The 14576-nt window shown below is 49.4% G+C and carries 19 protein-coding genes; 9 read left to right on the plus strand and 10 right to left on the minus strand.

Translation table 11 applies throughout. The annotated features are described in order from the left end of the window. Positions 1-8 precede the first annotated feature (8 nt). Positions 9-371, minus strand: a complete 363-nt coding sequence (locus EVJ22_RS10540; protein WP_071399111.1) for a potassium channel family protein — start codon at positions 369-371, stop codon at positions 9-11. Positions 372-459: 88 nt separating this feature from the next. Continuing rightward, positions 460-1209 carry a sugar nucleotide-binding protein gene (locus tag EVJ22_RS10545; protein WP_131443897.1) on the minus strand — a complete coding sequence of 250 codons (750 nt, stop codon included), beginning with the start codon at positions 1207-1209 and terminating at the stop codon, positions 460-462. A gap of 100 nt (positions 1210-1309) precedes the next feature. On the opposite strand from EVJ22_RS10545, the gene EVJ22_RS10550 reads away from it, so the two are divergent. Together EVJ22_RS10550 and EVJ22_RS10555 are read left to right on the plus strand one after the other, a co-directional pair. Further along, positions 1310-1864 carry a GNAT family N-acetyltransferase gene (locus EVJ22_RS10550; RefSeq protein ID WP_233589681.1) on the plus strand — a complete coding sequence of 185 codons (555 nt, stop codon included), beginning with the start codon at positions 1310-1312 and terminating at the stop codon, positions 1862-1864. Between the two features lie 105 nt (positions 1865-1969). Continuing rightward, a complete protein-coding gene (locus EVJ22_RS10555; RefSeq protein WP_071399114.1) occupies positions 1970-2779 on the plus strand; it encodes a DUF368 domain-containing protein in 810 nt (269 codons plus the stop codon). An 80-nt stretch (positions 2780-2859) separates the two neighbouring features. Here EVJ22_RS10555 and EVJ22_RS10560 read toward each other — a convergent pair whose 3' ends face one another. Then, a complete protein-coding gene (locus EVJ22_RS10560; protein ID WP_071399115.1) occupies positions 2860-3414 on the minus strand; it encodes a methyltransferase family protein in 555 nt (184 codons plus the stop codon). A gap of 96 nt (positions 3415-3510) precedes the next feature. Further along, complete coding sequence (locus EVJ22_RS10565) at positions 3511-4356, minus strand: ABC transporter ATP-binding protein (RefSeq protein WP_071399116.1); 846 nt, start codon at positions 4354-4356, stop codon at positions 3511-3513. A 190-nt stretch (positions 4357-4546) separates the two neighbouring features. Here EVJ22_RS10565 and EVJ22_RS10570 point away from each other — a divergent pair, with 190 nt between their 5' ends. Beyond that, positions 4547-5596 carry an NAD(P)/FAD-dependent oxidoreductase gene (locus EVJ22_RS10570; protein WP_071399117.1) on the plus strand — a complete coding sequence of 350 codons (1050 nt, stop codon included), beginning with the start codon at positions 4547-4549 and terminating at the stop codon, positions 5594-5596. Positions 5597-5606: 10 nt separating this feature from the next. Here EVJ22_RS10570 and EVJ22_RS10575 read toward each other — a convergent pair whose 3' ends face one another. Beyond that, positions 5607-6020, minus strand: a complete 414-nt coding sequence (locus tag EVJ22_RS10575; RefSeq protein ID WP_071399118.1) for a VOC family protein — start codon at positions 6018-6020, stop codon at positions 5607-5609. 102 nt (positions 6021-6122) lie between these two features. Here EVJ22_RS10575 and EVJ22_RS10580 point away from each other — a divergent pair, with 102 nt between their 5' ends. Continuing rightward, positions 6123-6494, plus strand: a complete 372-nt coding sequence (locus EVJ22_RS10580; RefSeq protein ID WP_070328872.1) for a hypothetical protein — start codon at positions 6123-6125, stop codon at positions 6492-6494. A 62-nt stretch (positions 6495-6556) separates the two neighbouring features. Here EVJ22_RS10580 and EVJ22_RS10585 read toward each other — a convergent pair whose 3' ends face one another. Continuing rightward, positions 6557-7438 (minus strand): hypothetical protein, encoded by an 882-nt coding sequence (locus EVJ22_RS10585; RefSeq protein ID WP_131443898.1) that lies wholly within the window; start codon positions 7436-7438, stop codon positions 6557-6559. A gap of 330 nt (positions 7439-7768) precedes the next feature. Here EVJ22_RS10585 and EVJ22_RS10590 point away from each other — a divergent pair, with 330 nt between their 5' ends. Continuing rightward, a complete protein-coding gene (locus EVJ22_RS10590) occupies positions 7769-7990 on the plus strand; it encodes a hypothetical protein (protein ID WP_071399127.1) in 222 nt (73 codons plus the stop codon). A 175-nt stretch (positions 7991-8165) separates the two neighbouring features. Here EVJ22_RS10590 and EVJ22_RS10595 read toward each other — a convergent pair whose 3' ends face one another. Beyond that, positions 8166-9080, minus strand: coding sequence for a hypothetical protein (locus tag EVJ22_RS10595; protein WP_070328874.1), 915 nt, complete (start codon positions 9078-9080; stop codon positions 8166-8168). 202 nt (positions 9081-9282) lie between these two features. Here EVJ22_RS10595 and EVJ22_RS10600 point away from each other — a divergent pair, with 202 nt between their 5' ends. The 3 genes from EVJ22_RS10600 (at position 9283) to EVJ22_RS10610 (ending at position 11528) form a co-directional block, all read left to right on the plus strand. Then, on the plus strand, positions 9283-10497 hold the full coding sequence (locus tag EVJ22_RS10600) for an LCP family protein (RefSeq protein ID WP_071399120.1): 1215 nt from the start codon (positions 9283-9285) through the stop codon (positions 10495-10497). Positions 10498-10576: 79 nt separating this feature from the next. Next, positions 10577-11281, plus strand: a complete 705-nt coding sequence (locus tag EVJ22_RS10605) for an SDR family oxidoreductase (protein ID WP_071399121.1) — start codon at positions 10577-10579, stop codon at positions 11279-11281. 28 nt (positions 11282-11309) lie between these two features. Beyond that, the gene (locus tag EVJ22_RS10610) at positions 11310-11528 is read left to right on the plus strand and encodes a PspC domain-containing protein (RefSeq protein WP_016508377.1); all 219 of its coding nucleotides are present in this window, start codon (positions 11310-11312) and stop codon (positions 11526-11528) included. A gap of 36 nt (positions 11529-11564) precedes the next feature. On the opposite strand, the gene EVJ22_RS10615 is transcribed toward EVJ22_RS10610, so the two are convergent. Then, positions 11565-12416 carry an aldose 1-epimerase family protein gene (locus EVJ22_RS10615; protein ID WP_233589682.1) on the minus strand — a complete coding sequence of 284 codons (852 nt, stop codon included), beginning with the start codon at positions 12414-12416 and terminating at the stop codon, positions 11565-11567. Positions 12417-12488: 72 nt separating this feature from the next. On the opposite strand from EVJ22_RS10615, the gene EVJ22_RS10620 reads away from it, so the two are divergent. Beyond that, the gene (locus tag EVJ22_RS10620) at positions 12489-13046 is read left to right on the plus strand and encodes a TlpA family protein disulfide reductase (protein WP_233589683.1); all 558 of its coding nucleotides are present in this window, start codon (positions 12489-12491) and stop codon (positions 13044-13046) included. Positions 13047-13087: 41 nt separating this feature from the next. Here the strand turns inward: EVJ22_RS10620 and EVJ22_RS10625 are convergent, their stop codons facing one another. Together EVJ22_RS10625 and EVJ22_RS10630 are read right to left on the minus strand one after the other, a co-directional pair. Further along, on the minus strand, positions 13088-13294 hold the full coding sequence (locus EVJ22_RS10625; protein ID WP_016508383.1) for a DUF3006 domain-containing protein: 207 nt from the start codon (positions 13292-13294) through the stop codon (positions 13088-13090). 393 nt (positions 13295-13687) lie between these two features. After that, on the minus strand, positions 13688-14488 hold the full coding sequence (locus EVJ22_RS10630) for an MBL fold metallo-hydrolase (protein WP_131443900.1): 801 nt from the start codon (positions 14486-14488) through the stop codon (positions 13688-13690). Positions 14489-14576 lie beyond the last annotated feature (88 nt).

Genomic DNA, 14576 nt, shown 5'->3' on the forward strand with positions numbered 1-14576 from the left:
CGCTATCCTTAATCGGATGGCGGCATTTTTCGTTTGTTCTTGATCTCCTTGAGTCGTGCTTGCTGCAAATGATTGAATACTTGGGTGATGAACCCGACCATAATGCCGACGCCGGTGATGACGTAACCAATCGTGAACACTTTGCCGATATCGGTCGTCGGGACAAAATCACCGTAGCCGATCGTCGTGAGCGTGATGACGCTGAAATAGAGGGCGTCTAACCAACGCATATCTTCAAAACGGGAGTAAAACAGCGTACCTGACAAAATCGTGAGGAATGCTAGGCTGAACAGAACTTGAAATTCAGGTTCTTTCAAACCACGCCATATTCCACGAAACATGCGACGGAACGTCAAAATGAATGAGAGCATACGAATCCCTCCTTTCCTGATAGGTTTGTTCGGTAGAAACGAGGGAACATGCTTTGTAGCCAAAAGATGAGTCGACGAATTTGTCGACTCATTTTGTATGAAGTGTCAATCGTTTTGTGATTGGTTGAATCGTGATGTTCATGTCGACCATCCGATTGTCGCGTTTTGGTTCATCCGCTCGCTCGACGCGCCACGCGAGGTCATGCAACTCGTTTAACGAAGTGGCGATGTCGTAGAACGACAGGCTCGTATTGCCGTTCAATTGATATAGACCGGGACCGCGCTTCGTCAATATCTCGAACAATGCGTCGGCCGTGTCTTCTAAAAAGGAGCAGGATGGATACCAGTGGGTGCTCGCATTGATGACACCGTGCTGGTTCATTTCATTCGTAAAATAGTCCATCATATTATTCGAACCGGCAGCTTCGCCGATTTGCCAGCCGAGTCGGACGATTTGTGCACCAGGGTTGTTCCGAGCGATTGCTTCTTCGCAGGCGCGTTTGTAGGTGCCGTACTCGTCCGTCGCGTCAGGTGGTGTGTCCGGCGTGATCGGACCGGTCACATTGTCTGAGAATACTGAGACCGTGCTCGTGAACAAGAACGGGATGTTGTATTCTCCGCAAAGGCGGGCCAACGTTTCAGCCCATTCAACCGATCCCATACCGATATGAAGAAAATAATGAGGACGCACCGATTCGATAAATTCACGCATCGCCGCCTCGTCTGACGTCGAAACTTTTGTTCTGTCCCAAGCGACAGGTTCGATCCCATGTCGTTGTATTGTTTTGGCGACGACCGGTGCGACTGTACCGTTCATGCCCGTTAAAATAGCTTTCATTAAAATTCCTCCCTTCTGTTTCTATCATCCCACACTTCTAGATGTGACAAACCAACAGTTTCTAGCTTTATGCTAGACTAATTGGTGGAGGAGATAAATGATGAACATTCGACAGGCACAGTCAAACGAAAGTGGAGCAATCGCACCGCTCGTTTACGCAGCGATTCATGACATCGCGTATTCATTGACGGGGACGACAGACCAAAAGCAAGTGCTCGAACGCTTAGCGATGTGGATTGGTCGGCCGAACAACCGGTTAAGTCATGAAAACATTTGGGTGGCAGACATAGATGGCGTTATCGCAGGTATTATTATCGCCTATGAGGGCAAGCGCGTGATTGAGTTGGATGAGCCGATTAAGCAATGGCTCATCGAGCATGGGCAGCCTGGGCAACTTGACGTGGAGACGGAAGGAGACGTTTTGTATATCGATTCCGTGGCCGTCGACTCAGAATTTGGAGGACGCGGCATCGGTACGAACTTGATCCAGCGAGTGGTCGAACATGCTCGCGAAACGAACATCCCGGCCGTCACGCTCAACGTCGACCAGGACAATCCGGCGGCCGCGCGTCTGTACGAACGTCTTGGCTTCCGCAAACATAAAGAGATTGAGATTTCAGGAGGGCGTTTCGATTATATGATGCTCGGCTTGTGAAACATTGGCCGAAGTCTGAGTCTCGGTCTTGAAACCGATGCAAAACCCGAGCTTCTCGGATATACTAAGTGCTTGAAACGAATCAGATATAAAAGGAGATCGATTATGGAGTGGAAAAATATCCTGCGCGGTATCGCGATGGGGACGAGTGACTTGATTCCTGGCGTCAGCGGGGGGACAATCGCGGTCATTTTAGGTATTTACGATCGATTGATCGAAGCAATCAGCGGTGTATTCAGTCGGCAGTGGAAAAAGCATATTGGGTTTCTAATCCCGTTAGCAATCGGAATGGGAGCCGCGATTTTAGGACTGAGCCGTCTAATTGAATTTTTATTGTTAGAATACTATGCACCGACACAGTTCTTTTTCATCGGCTTGATTCTTGGGATCATCCCGCTGTTGATGTTTGAATTTAAATCGCGTGCGACGATGCGTCCCGTGCACATCGTGGCGATGGTGATCGGAGCGATTCTAGTAGCAAGTATGGCAATCATCAAACCGGCCGACACGGCCATTATTACTGAACTGTCGACCGGTACGGCGCTGTTGTTGTTCTTCTCGGGTTGGCTCGGCAGTATGGCGATGTTGCTCCCGGGGATCAGCGGTTCGTTCGTCTTGCTCTTGATCGGCGTGTACCCGACGGTCATCAGCGCCTTGTCAAACTTGAACGTGCTCATTATCGGGATCGTCGGACTCGGTGTAGCCGTCGGGTTTATCGTCAGCAGTAAAGTGATCCGTTATTTGCTCGGGAATTTCCCGGGCATGACGTTCTCGGTCATTTTAGGACTCGTCATCGGGTCCCTCGCCGTCGTCTTCCCGGGTCTTCCGGAGACGGCGACGATGTGGGTCTTGAGCGTTGTTTCGTTCGTTGCCGGTTTTTTGATCGTCCGACTACTCGGTCGATTTTCTGTATAAAAAATGCGATCCTGTCATTTGCTGACAGGATCGCATTTTTGTTGGGTCGAGGTTATCAATTCGTGTTTTTCGACGCTTGTTCAATAAATGAACGGAATCAATCGTTTTCGTGATTTCGCCCATGTTTGATAGGCGCTGCCGAAGTGTGAAGTCAACATCTGTTCTTCGATATGGATGCGCCAAAGCAAGGCGATTCCCATGGCGAACGTACCGACGAGCGCGATGCCCCAATGACTGAAATAGAGCGAAAATCCGAACGTGATAAATAATAGCCCGGTATAGAGCGGATGGCGCAAAAAGCGGTACGGTCCAGAGCTGACAATCTCATCAGCAGGACGGACGACGACGTGACGGGTGAATTGATGACGCAAATGCGCGATTCCCCAGTAACGAAGTGAAACACCGGCTATGTAACACCCGAGCCCGAGCCAACGGACTAGGAGCGGTTGGCGTGTTTCAGTGAAAATAGATAAACCGATCGAGACGGCGAACACGGTGACCATAATAAGTGAGACGATGTAAAAGCTCATGTGCTCACTGTTGCCATCGGTCGGTTCATCACGATTACGGTATCGCCTCATTTCATACAGCCATGCGGCCGATACGAGGATAAACAAACCATCGAGCCAATCCATAGTGTTTCCCCCTTTCTTCAATATCTTCCACTCATTACCCGCCTCTTCCTGCTGAAAAACGCCTCGCAATGTGCAAGGCGCTCCGTTTGCTTCATACTAACGAGAACTAGCAACGAGATCAGCACTCGAAGGGTCGAGCGCTTCACGTTGAATCTCATCTTTTATAAGTTGGTAGGTGAGGCACATCGGTTTTTCGGTCCGTGGGTCTCGTCCGATGATGGCATCGATGTGAAAGACTTGTCTAAGGACAAGTGGACAAATGACTTCCTCGGCGGAGCCCGTCGCGAGCACTTCTCCGTCTTTCATGGCGACGATATGGTCGGCAAACCGGGCGGCCTGATTCAAGTCGTGGAGGACCATGACGATCGTCCGGCCCTGCTCGCGGTTCAACGTTTCGAGTAGTTCGAGCACTTCGAGCTGATGCGCGAGGTCGAGATACGTCGTCGGCTCATCTAAAAAAATCAAGTCTGTCTCTTGGGCCAGCGCCATCGCAATCCACACACGCTGGCGTTGTCCGCCGGAAAGTGCGTCGACGTTTCGGTCTTTGAACTCGAGAGTGCCGGTCACGTCAAGCGCCCAATCAATCACTTCATGGTCATGTTTCGATAAACGACCAAACCCGGATTGATAAGGGAAGCGACCGTACGAGACGAGTTCTCCCACGGTCAAGCCGCCAGCTCCTTCAGGTGTTTGCGACAAAATCGCCATTTTTTGGGCGATTTCTTTCGTATTGCATTTAGCGATGTCCGCTCCGTCTAAATGGACCGAACCGTTAGACGGGGACAGAATCCGAGTCATGGCTTTCAAGAGTGTCGATTTCCCACAACCGTTAGGGCCAATGATGGTTGTGATTTGACGGTCCGGGATCGATAAACTCAATTGCTTCACAATTGTTTTGCCGCCGTAACCGACCTCGATATCTGCCGTATGGATCCGTGACATGTGGATTCCCCTCTCCTCGTAACAGTAGTTTTGATAATGATTCTCAATGTAACGTCAACTATAGCAGTCTACATGAAAAACTGTCAACGAATGTTTTGATATCAAAATAGATTGTCTGAACTAAAATTTAGATGTATATTAAATGAGAATGATAATCAGTGACGGTAAATGTTTAAGGAGGATGGAACGGATGAGTGAACAGGACGTGTACGACGTAACAATCATTGGTGGCGGTCCGGCGGGATTGTATGCCGCTTTTTATAGCGGGTTGCGCGGGATGAAGACGAAGTTGATCGAATTTCAACCGCATCTCGGTGGTAAGATCCATGTCTATCCGGAGAAGATGATATGGGACATCGGTGGCGTCACCCCGACGACGGGTGCCTGCCTCATCGAACAATTGATTGAGCAAGGTCTCACGTTCGATCCGACCGTCGTACTCGGAGAGAAAGTAGAATCGATGGCGAAAAATCACACTGGTCATTTCGTGCTCGATACGACGAACGGCCGGCACGTTTCAAAGACGGTCATCGTCGCGACGGGGAGCGGTATTTTACAACCTCAAAAAATTGAGATTAGTGGGGCGGAGCGGTTCGAAGTCTCGAACCTTCATTATACGGTTAAGTCGTTGATGCGTTTTAAAGGGAAGACGGTATTGATTTCCGGTGGCGGCAACAGCGCCATCGATTGGGCGAACGAACTTGAGCCGATTGCGGAGCGCGTGATTTTGACGTATCGAAAAGAAGCGCTTAAAGGACATGAATCGCAAGTCGATAAGCTCCTCTGCGGCCGAGTCGACTGTCGTCTTCATACAACGATCGAAGACTTGATTTCCAATGATGGCACGACAATCCATGCCGTCAAGCTCATCGATTGCGGGACCGGGGCAAGTGAATTGGTCGAGGTCGATGAAGTGGTCATCAACCACGGCTACGAACAGGACTCGGCTCTCCTCAACGAAAGCGAGTTAAAAGTCGAGATGGTGGATGGGTTCTATGTGAACGGGAACGCGAGCAGTGAATCGTCAGTACCTGGACTTTATGCGGCGGGCGATATTTTGACGCATGAAGGCAAGGTGCATCTGATTGCGGGAGCATTCCAAGATGCGGCTAACGCGGTCAACCGGGCCAAGACGTTCATCGATCCGGACGCGACGAAGTCGGCGATGGTGTCGTCGCACAACGAACGGTTGAAAGCGAAAAATCGTGATATTATCGAGCGGACAATAATGAAGCAGTGAGGGATGTCCCTCACTGCTTCATTATCGGATAATCACATAGTTCGACGATGACCCCGCCCGAGTGGCGTGGGTCCATATAGATGAGGCGTCGGCCTTTTGCCGTCGTTCGGAGCGTATCTTCTAAAAACGTGATGCCGTCGCGTTTCAAAGCGGCAATCGATGCTTCTAAATCATCGACCCGATAGGCGATGTGGTGAACGCCTTTGCCGCGTGCTTTCATGAATCGGGCGATCGGGCTCGTCGAACTTGTCGGCAAGAGCAACTCGATCACGTCTTCACCGACGTGAATCACGGCGAGCTCGGTTTCGACACCGGCTGCCGTATTCGTATAACGGTCGACAAGTTTTCCTTGTAACACGTTCGTGTAAAACGAGATCGCTTCGTCTAAGTCGCGAACAGCGATCCCGGTGTGGTCAATTTGCATACTAATCCCTCCTCTTGCTCTAGTTTGCCGAAACTTGAACAAAATGTCACTTCACAACGTTTTAGCAAAATCCGATATAGTAGAAGAGGGAGGGACGGCGACATGAACGGAAAGATCACTCTTGGATTGATCAGCGCGTTCGCGCTGGTATCATTTGTGTTTGGACTCTCACTTGCGACGTTTGTCGATTATCAGATCAATGAGGAGCAAGTCGTTCTTGAACGACTGACGACCCACAAAAAAATCGGCCCGGCAGAAATCCTTTCGACCGAAGTGGATTTTCATTTGAACGGTTCGAATTATGCGCTTCGCTTCACGGATGAACCTCACATCACGTATTGGTTCAGTGTCGCGGACCGTGAAATTCAATTCGATCGGATTGAATCGTTGGACCGACGTGATATCGGGCTTCGAACCGTGCTGTTCGAAGAGATGCCACCCCTAGCAATCGAATCGGCAAACGCTGCTGAATGAAGAAAAGACGCCAAACGAACGAATCCTTTCCGTGAAAAGGACGTGACGTTTAGCGTCTTTTTTTAATTGAGTGGAAACGATGGCGCGGAAGGCGCCACTTCTTTAATCATCGTGTAGGCTCCTGCTTGGGTTGGCGACCCGCCTTGTCGGATCAAAGCGTATCGCAGCTCTGGTTGGAGTGAAGTCAACGTGACCCGAATTTGTTCAAGCGACCTGAACCGGAAATAAAATTCTTGCTGAATAAAAGACACGGCCTCTTGAATCAATTCATCGTTGCCTGACACGTGGAATTCATATACGTCCAGACGTCCAGATCCAATTCTTGATCGCATGATGCCGACGATTTTCCCTTTCAATTTAAGGGAGTGGAAAACTTCCTGACGATGTTCATGTTCGAGCAGTCGTGATGCAGTCAGCGGCAACACATCAGTCAGCATATGCGCATATTGATTTCGGTAGGCGAGCCAGCTAGAGTGTGTCGCGAAATAATCAACGTGAAGCGACCAGTTCTCGTATGTATATTTTTGGAAAGGGATGAGCGGCAATGTGTAAGTGACGGTCTCGTGATACGGATCAAAACCGAGCACTTCAAACATTCGACGCTTATCTTGGTCGCGGTCTTGTTTGACGTGTAACAGCAACGTCGTGTCACGTATACTGTTTCGACATATCTCACGAATCAGTCGGTCGAGCAAACCTCGGAAGACATAGCGGTCCCGATACGCCTCGTGCGTGAGCCGGATTATCTGATCCGTTGCATAATCGGTATAGTCGGAGGCGATTGCTGCGACGGGAACATCTCCTTGCCAGGCCGTATGGACATATTGGTGCGGTCGGATGGCGAGGATGTGAGGCGACTCGCCCGGGTTGTACAATTGGTGAAGCAGTGAACGTTTTTTAGGTTGGATTTGACGACACTCTGCGAATATAAGCGTCCGTTTCATGAGGAATCCTTCTTTCTTCTAAAATAATCACTACCCTTAAATTGTAAGGGCTACCAATTGAAAAATGTCGTGTTCATTTTATGAACATTCATCATGTTTGATTACTGTTTTGACATGTGGAAAGTCAGATTTTTAAAGAGGAATGGTGAGGGAAATGGCTTTAGAATGAGCATTTTATCGAGGGGTATCTGTGTCGGAACGAGGAAGTTTAGAGCAACGAAGGGGCTGTGAGATTTGTTAAACTTTTCCGGTGGGAAGAGGAGAAACGAATGGGTCGAAGCGAGAGAGACGTGCTATACTGTCAGTGAGAAAAAACGACAGGAGTATGATATGCGATACGTAATAAGTTTATGCTTGGCGCTGCTATTGGTCGGCGTCCCGGCCACGGCTCTTGCCGAGACTGAACCGATTGTAGTCCATGACAATGTCATCGTTGAAGAACAGGTCGAGTTATACGAAGGCTTCCGGTCACCAAATGAGATGGTGTTTATTTTTGTTTTAATCGTTTTGTTGTCAGTGATCGGGTTGGGCATTATTAACGCGATTGATTAACGTGAAAACGTTCACAAAAATGCAATAACTATCCCGGAAGCGGTTTCAAATATCTTTTATACTAGGTATGTAGGAAGGAAGTTCTGCACCAACTTCCACTCCTCTTTTCAGATGAACACCCCTCGTTCATATCATGTTTTGGAGTCAACCGACGGCGTCGGTTGACTCCCTTTTTTTAAAATTGAATGCGTTTCTCTTTGGCTAGCCGGCGAAGTCGTTTCGTCTCATCAGAATGTCCACGGCTCTCGAGCATATTGACATAAACTTTGAACGGTTCTGAACGGTGTGAGAAGAAGGGGATGTACTCAGAAAACAACTTCCGTTCAGCTTCTGACAATTGTCCGCGCTCAACGAGGAGTTCGAGTTCAAGCATTTTAAGTGCTTGATAGTCCTCAAGTGCGCTGTCATCGGACGGGGCTTTGGCAAGTGTCCGTTCACAAAGTGTGATGATGCGTTGATGGAACAAATTCCATTCAAACGAAGTGTAGGGTTGCTCGAGAAGTGTAGAGAGTAAGTCGACCCGTGTCGAGTCAACATCTTTTGGGACGTGGAGCGCCGTGTACAAAGAACGATCGATCCACACGTCGGAGGTGGGGGCGTCGAGTTGATAGTAATGAATCAATTGAGTGAGCATCGTGGTTTGCGAGAGTTTCAACAGTCGAAACGGGTCACTTGTTGAAAATAGGGGCTCTTCCCCTGCCGAAGAGGACAAGAGTAAAAACATTTCCTCATACATCGTCCGTGCCTCTGCTTCATCTTCGGCGTAATACGATAAGTCACGAATGATTTTCTTGGCGTGTATATACCAATTCTTTTGATCGCGTTCGCTCATGATTTGATTTGGCAGCAAGTATAGGTGATCGTAAGCCAATTCTACGAAGCGTTCAGCGAGGATTACTGTCTGCGAGAGCGAATGCCGCTCGTCTGACGATTTTTGTTCTTTGTAACGAGTGAACTGACTAATCATGTAATCCATATCTTTTTCTTCGATAACGGCTTTAGGGGTGTTTCGGTACATTTCGACGACTAAATCGCGAAGAGTCGTCTCTCCGTACTGTTCAAGTAACATGCGGAGCTTCCCGATGCGCATTAGCTCTCCCTCCCTTCAAAAGGACATCGAACGGGCTGCTATGTCTCGTTTATAGGCAGACACCGATTATTATTCCTTTCCCGCTTTTCATTTAAAACAATCCTCACGTCTCATGCTTAAGACGGATTTTTGCGCTAACCGTTGTCAGAATAGAGTTTGTCGATGATAATGTAGGAAAATCTAAACTATAGAGGTACATCATATGAATGACGATCAACAACTCTCACGTGTCGAACGACGCAGACGTGAATTAGAACGCGAGCGGCTAGAAGAACTGTCTCGCGATGAACAAGTGAGTCCGGGTGAGGCGGAAGACGAAATGATTCGCCCTTCACCAGAGTCGAAGCAAGCGGAGGGACAAGACCATCCATTTTTAGATCGTTCCGATGAAAAACGGACCGAGACGAACAATAATCGAAAACGGAAGGTTCAAGCACCTAAACTGAAGATGCCGTTCGGGAAAAAAGCGAAGCGCCAAAAGCGTGAGGACAAGCGAGAACCTCGCTCTCATGACACGAAAGAGCGTGTTCCGAAGCAGCAAAGCAGCGTACCGCCGAAACAAAAGCCGCAAAAAGACAAGCGCAAGCGCCGAAGTTGGAAAGGAAAGCTCTTGCTCGTCTTGTTGCTCCTCGTGATTGGGGTCGGTTATATGGCATCAAACCCAGTTACGTTCTTAGTCATGGGCAGTGACGCCCGTGTCGGCGAATCGGTGTCCGGTTCACGAACCGATTCGCTCCAGCTGATGGAGTTCGTCCCGCGTTCGCGGACCGTTCAAAACGTATCGATTCCACGAGATACGTATACGGCGATCCCTTGTGAACCTGAGCGCGAAGGCGATAAGATTACCCATGCCTTCGCTTATGGAGGCGCGGAGTGTACGGTCGGTGCCGTCGAAGGATTGACCGAGACTTCGGTCGACGGTCAAGTCGTCATCACGTTCGAGACGTTCATGGAATTGATCGACGTCGTCGGCGGAGTGAACATCACGGCCACCCATTCGTTCAGCGAAAAGGGGTTTAATCAAACGTATGAATACACGGAAGGTGTATCGTATTCGATGGACGGGGATATGGCGCTCGCCTACGCGCGACATCGTAAAACGGATACAGACGGTGCCCGTTCAAGTCGCCAAACCGAGGTCATGTCGGCAGTGGCCGACAAGTTGGTAAGCCCGGCCGGATGGTCGAAGATCCCGGCCACGTACAGTTTTATGAAAGATGAGATGGGGCTCGAAATGAATCCGCTGCAAATGGCGTCGGTTGGCCTCACGATGATGCTTCAACCCGAAGTGAACAAACTTCAAGTCGACGGACAAGATGCTTACATTGACAACATCTACTATTACCAACCGAATGAAGAGAGCGTCCAATCGATTCGTGACGCGCTCGACTTAACGATGTGGGGAACTGTGAGATAATTTTGCGAAACGGGTTTGATTCCGTACGGAAAGAGGAATTTTAATCAAATGAACTACTCTTTTGAGGAGGGAAATTTGAATGAAAGTTTTAGTCATTGGAGCAACAGGAAAGATCGGTAGACGTGTCTTGAAAAGTTTAGCGAAAACGCATCAAGTGACCGCTTTAATTCGTTATCCTGAACTGCAAGCAGAGTACGAAAAAATGGGTGCGCGCGTGCTCACCGTCGATGTTGAAAAAGAGCTTGATAAAAAGATTCACGAGGCGACCGCCGGCCAAGACGCCGTCATCGTCGCTGCGACAGCAGGTGCTGAAGGCACGAGCAAAGAGATTGAACTGCTTGACCGGAACGTCGCGATGAAAGCGATTGACGCCGCTAAAAAAGAGCGCGTCCGTCACGTGGTCTTACTAAGCGCATACGGTGCCGATCGACCAGACGCGGGCCCGAAAGAACATTACAACTTCTTGTCTGCGAATAATGCGGCCGATGAGTATATCGAACATAGCGGCTTGAACTACACGATCATTTGCCCAGTGGCAATTATAGATGGACCTGGAAAAGGGTCGATCGAAGCTTCAGAAGACTTAAGTGACGCCTCAGGCGCCACGATTTCCGAGACGGACGTCGCGACAGTCATTGCTGCCTCGCTCGATAATCGGGGCTTGTACGGACGTCGGATTGAAATTAGATCAGGAAGTACACCGATCAACGATGCACTCGATTTTGATAGTCGAGGCGAAGCCGCGACAGCTGGAAGAACGACACTTCGTCGACCACAGCGATGACCGAAAAAATGAAGGAGAAGGTGTCTTGATGGAACGAAAACTGTACAAAGATCCGTCTGACCAAATGATAGCAGGCGTTTGCTCGGGGCTCGGGAAGTACCTCGGAGTAGACGTGACGTTGATGCGGATCATCTTCGTCGTACTCGCCTTATTCGGCGGACCGGGCTTGTTAATTTATATCGTGCTCGCAATCGTCATGAAAAAACCGCCTTCAGAGTATGAGGCGGAACAAGAAAGTCGCTTCTAACGAAAACGTGCTGACCAATGCGGTCAGCACGTTTTTTCATTCCGTATAGAGCGTGTAAGTCGCTTCGAACGTTTCGTTCGGTGCGAGCAACTGCATATCTTCTTTTTGCCGGATGTCTTTACGATGTCCTTTATAGTCGGCATGACCGAACCAAGGTTCGAGGCAGGCGAACGGGGCGTCAGACTGAGGCGGTGACCAAATCCCGAAATGTGTGAATGTCGGGCACTCCATGACGATGGCGCGACCGCTCGGTTGGTGGCGCAGTGCAGCATACTCGATATTTTCGAAAATTAAAGCGTCTTGGTCGAACAAGTGATGCGAGAGCGGGATGTAGCGGCGTTCGCCGAGCGGTTGATAGGCGCCGGTCAAATAAGGACCCTCTAACAATAAGCGATCAAGTGAGCGCGTCTCACCGAAATCGATTGTATACTCTTCGAACACCCCGCCCGCGAACGGGATATTGAAGGCAGGGTGTCCGCCGATGCTGAACGGTAACACCTCGTCGCCGCCGTTTCGGACGCGATATGTCACGTTCAATTCCTCGCCGATCAGTCGATAGTCCACGTGAAGTTCGAACGGGAACGGATAGTGTTTCTGTGTCTCGACCGAGTCACGGAGAACGAAGCGGACGTGTGTATCAGACGATTCTGCGACTTCGAACGTCTCATCGCGAGCGAATCCGTGTTGGCTCATCGTATACGTCAAGCCATCATATAAGTAACGGTCATCCAACAACCGTCCGACGAACGGGAATAAAATCGGGGCTTGTCGACCCCAATACGTAGGGTCGCCTTGCCAGAGTAGCTCGGTCCCGTCGACTTTCCAACTCGTCATTTCCGCGCCTTGCGCTTTCAAAGTGACACTGACTTTTTCATTGTGAAGTTGCACGATAGTTCCGCTCCTTTGAGTGAATGTGATAAGTTAAGTTTAGAAATGAATAGGACAGAGAACAAGGGGTAAATGATGCGATTTCATAAACTGGCTATTGGATTGATTATGGCGGGACTGATCGCCGGTCTGGGCTATAAAGGGTATGACGAATACAAGGCGAGTCAAGCGAGCGAACAGACTGAACGTGTCGCGACGGACGACACGGTTCTCGGTGGTCTCGAGATCGGTCAACGCGCGCCCGCCTTCGAACTGGAGACAATCGAAGGGGAAACGTTGGCACTTGATGCGTACGCAGGACAGCAAGTCGTCTTAAACTTCTGGGCATCGTGGTGCCCGCCTTGCCGAGAAGAACTGCCGGAATTGATCGAGTTCGGTGAAGAAACCGGGATTCCGGTGCTCGGGGTGAACGTCACGAAAAATGAGCGACGCGGGAAACAAGACGTCGAGGCGTTTTTGAAAGAAGTCCCGGTCAGCTTCCCGGTATTATTGGACGAAGCAGGCACGGTGGAGAAGACGTACCGCGTCGTCGCTTTGCCGACAACGTATGTCGTCGGTCCGGACGGTGTGATCACAGCCAAACAAGTCGGTCCGGTCGACTTTAACTGGTTACGCGAACAGACAAAATGAACGTACAAAGACAGACTGGAAGAGAACCGGTCTGTCTTTGTTTACTTTTTATAATGTTGTTTGATGAGCGCATCGAAATTCGGTGTCATGTCTTCTTCGAGATAATAATGGTGGTTATCTCGAATGATCGTATCGCCAACCCGTGCTTCTGATGGCAAGAATCGTCGTGGGATAAAACTTGAGCCGTTGTTCCAACGTAACACGGCGTATTTCCCCTCGACTCGCACCAACGTGCCATATTTGATCATGCCTCTTCCTCCTCAGCGAACAGCTTTCTGTCTCTTTTATTCTTATAGAGTGTATTCCCACATTCCATAAAACCTACACATATTTGAATGTTGCTACACAAACGAAGGAGAAGTAAACAACGAGCAGCAATTGTGAAGAAAGTTTGAAGAAAACGCTTTCTTTTTGAAATGTTTTCTTCTATAATGAAGGCACGGGGTGATTATGACGAATTTGTGAACAATGGGGGTATGGTCAATGTTTTCATCAGCTATGATCGGATTGCTCGCTCTTACCGGAGTGACGATTTATGGGATTGACCGTATGTTCACGGTCCGTTCAGAACGCATCACAAAGAAATAGGTTTACATAGGGGGATCGCAACGTCTTGGGGAGACGTTGCGATTTTTTGTGCGTCAATAGTCACGTTGGCGTGCCTCGCGCTCATGCTCTTTTTGTTCGACATATTTTCGATTGCGTTCGTGAACCCGGTTAAAAAAGGCGTGCTCAGGCCAAAGCGGGGACCAGACGCGTTCTTCAGGCAAAGCGAGGATATATTCTTCGGCAGCGCTCAGTCGCTCGATCATCTTACTGCGGTCATCGCATAGGTCGCCGTGGCCCGGGATGAGCCAACGGATCTCGTGTTCGTAGACGGCGGATTGAAGTTTTTGAAGCGATTCGAGATACGCTTCCGCGTCGTGCTCGATGAACGGTGGTTCGATGTTCGATCCGTAATCACCGCACACGAGCAGGCGCAACGGTTCGACAATGAGTGACATATGGGTCGCTTCATGTCCTGGCGTCAAGTAGAACGTGATCGGGGTAGCACCGAGATCGACCGTACTGTCTTCGGAGATGATGATGTCGACGACCGGCTTTTGAATCGGGCGGTCGATGTAATACTGTTCGTAGAACGTTTTAATCTCTTCAAGTTGAGCGCTGGCGTCTGTTTCGACGAACGCTTTTGAAGCAATCACGGTCGCATCAGGGAAAGCGTAAGCGCCGATGATATGGTCATAGTGCTGGTGCGTATAAATGACGTACAATTTCTTACCTTGTCGCTTCAACTCGATGTCGCGACGGATGGTCGCAACTTCTTCTGGCAACCAGTTCGGGTCGATTAAAATGAGGCTGTCTTCAGTGTCGATCAAAGTCGATGTGGTTCGCATTAAAGCACTCTCATAAACGGTAAATGGCTGTAGGCGGACTTGAATCATGGTGATCCCTCCTTCATATCTCCAATTCTTTTCCCGAATCGGTTGCGTTTAAGCATTACGTCAAAAAACAAAAGAGCAGGAAGTCGAA

Source organism: Exiguobacterium sp. SH0S7 (assembly GCF_004337195.1).
Taxonomy (GTDB): domain Bacteria; phylum Bacillota; class Bacilli; order Exiguobacteriales; family Exiguobacteriaceae; genus Exiguobacterium; species Exiguobacterium aurantiacum_A.

Bases quoted from the DNA above. Each gene is read 5' to 3' on its own strand.
- EVJ22_RS10630 (WP_131443900.1), bottom strand. From the start codon at position 14,488: ATGATTCAAGTCCGCCTACAGCCATTTACCGTTTATGAGAGTGCTTTA.
- EVJ22_RS10565 (WP_071399116.1), bottom strand. From the start codon at position 4,356: ATGTCACGGATCCATACGGCAGATATCGAGGTCGGTTACGGCGGCAAA.
- EVJ22_RS10585 (WP_131443898.1), bottom strand. From the start codon at position 7,438: ATGAAACGGACGCTTATATTCGCAGAGTGTCGTCAAATCCAACCTAAA.
- EVJ22_RS10605 (WP_071399121.1), top strand. From the start codon at position 10,577: ATGAAAGTTTTAGTCATTGGAGCAACAGGAAAGATCGGTAGACGTGTC.
- EVJ22_RS10620 (WP_233589683.1), top strand. From the start codon at position 12,489: ATGATGCGATTTCATAAACTGGCTATTGGATTGATTATGGCGGGACTG.
- EVJ22_RS10545 (WP_131443897.1), bottom strand. From the start codon at position 1,209: ATGAAAGCTATTTTAACGGGCATGAACGGTACAGTCGCACCGGTCGTC.
- EVJ22_RS10625 (WP_016508383.1), bottom strand. From the start codon at position 13,294: ATGATCAAATATGGCACGTTGGTGCGAGTCGAGGGGAAATACGCCGTG.
- EVJ22_RS10590 (WP_071399127.1), top strand. From the start codon at position 7,769: ATGCGATACGTAATAAGTTTATGCTTGGCGCTGCTATTGGTCGGCGTC.
- EVJ22_RS10610 (WP_016508377.1), top strand. From the start codon at position 11,310: ATGGAACGAAAACTGTACAAAGATCCGTCTGACCAAATGATAGCAGGC.
- EVJ22_RS10540 (WP_071399111.1), bottom strand. From the start codon at position 371: ATGCTCTCATTCATTTTGACGTTCCGTCGCATGTTTCGTGGAATATGG.
- EVJ22_RS10560 (WP_071399115.1), bottom strand. From the start codon at position 3,414: ATGGATTGGCTCGATGGTTTGTTTATCCTCGTATCGGCCGCATGGCTG.
- EVJ22_RS10580 (WP_070328872.1), top strand. From the start codon at position 6,123: ATGAACGGAAAGATCACTCTTGGATTGATCAGCGCGTTCGCGCTGGTA.
- EVJ22_RS10550 (WP_233589681.1), top strand. From the start codon at position 1,310: ATGAACATTCGACAGGCACAGTCAAACGAAAGTGGAGCAATCGCACCG.
- EVJ22_RS10555 (WP_071399114.1), top strand. From the start codon at position 1,970: ATGGAGTGGAAAAATATCCTGCGCGGTATCGCGATGGGGACGAGTGAC.
- EVJ22_RS10575 (WP_071399118.1), bottom strand. From the start codon at position 6,020: ATGCAAATTGACCACACCGGGATCGCTGTTCGCGACTTAGACGAAGCG.
- EVJ22_RS10570 (WP_071399117.1), top strand. From the start codon at position 4,547: ATGAGTGAACAGGACGTGTACGACGTAACAATCATTGGTGGCGGTCCG.
- EVJ22_RS10600 (WP_071399120.1), top strand. From the start codon at position 9,283: ATGAATGACGATCAACAACTCTCACGTGTCGAACGACGCAGACGTGAA.
- EVJ22_RS10595 (WP_070328874.1), bottom strand. From the start codon at position 9,080: ATGCGCATCGGGAAGCTCCGCATGTTACTTGAACAGTACGGAGAGACG.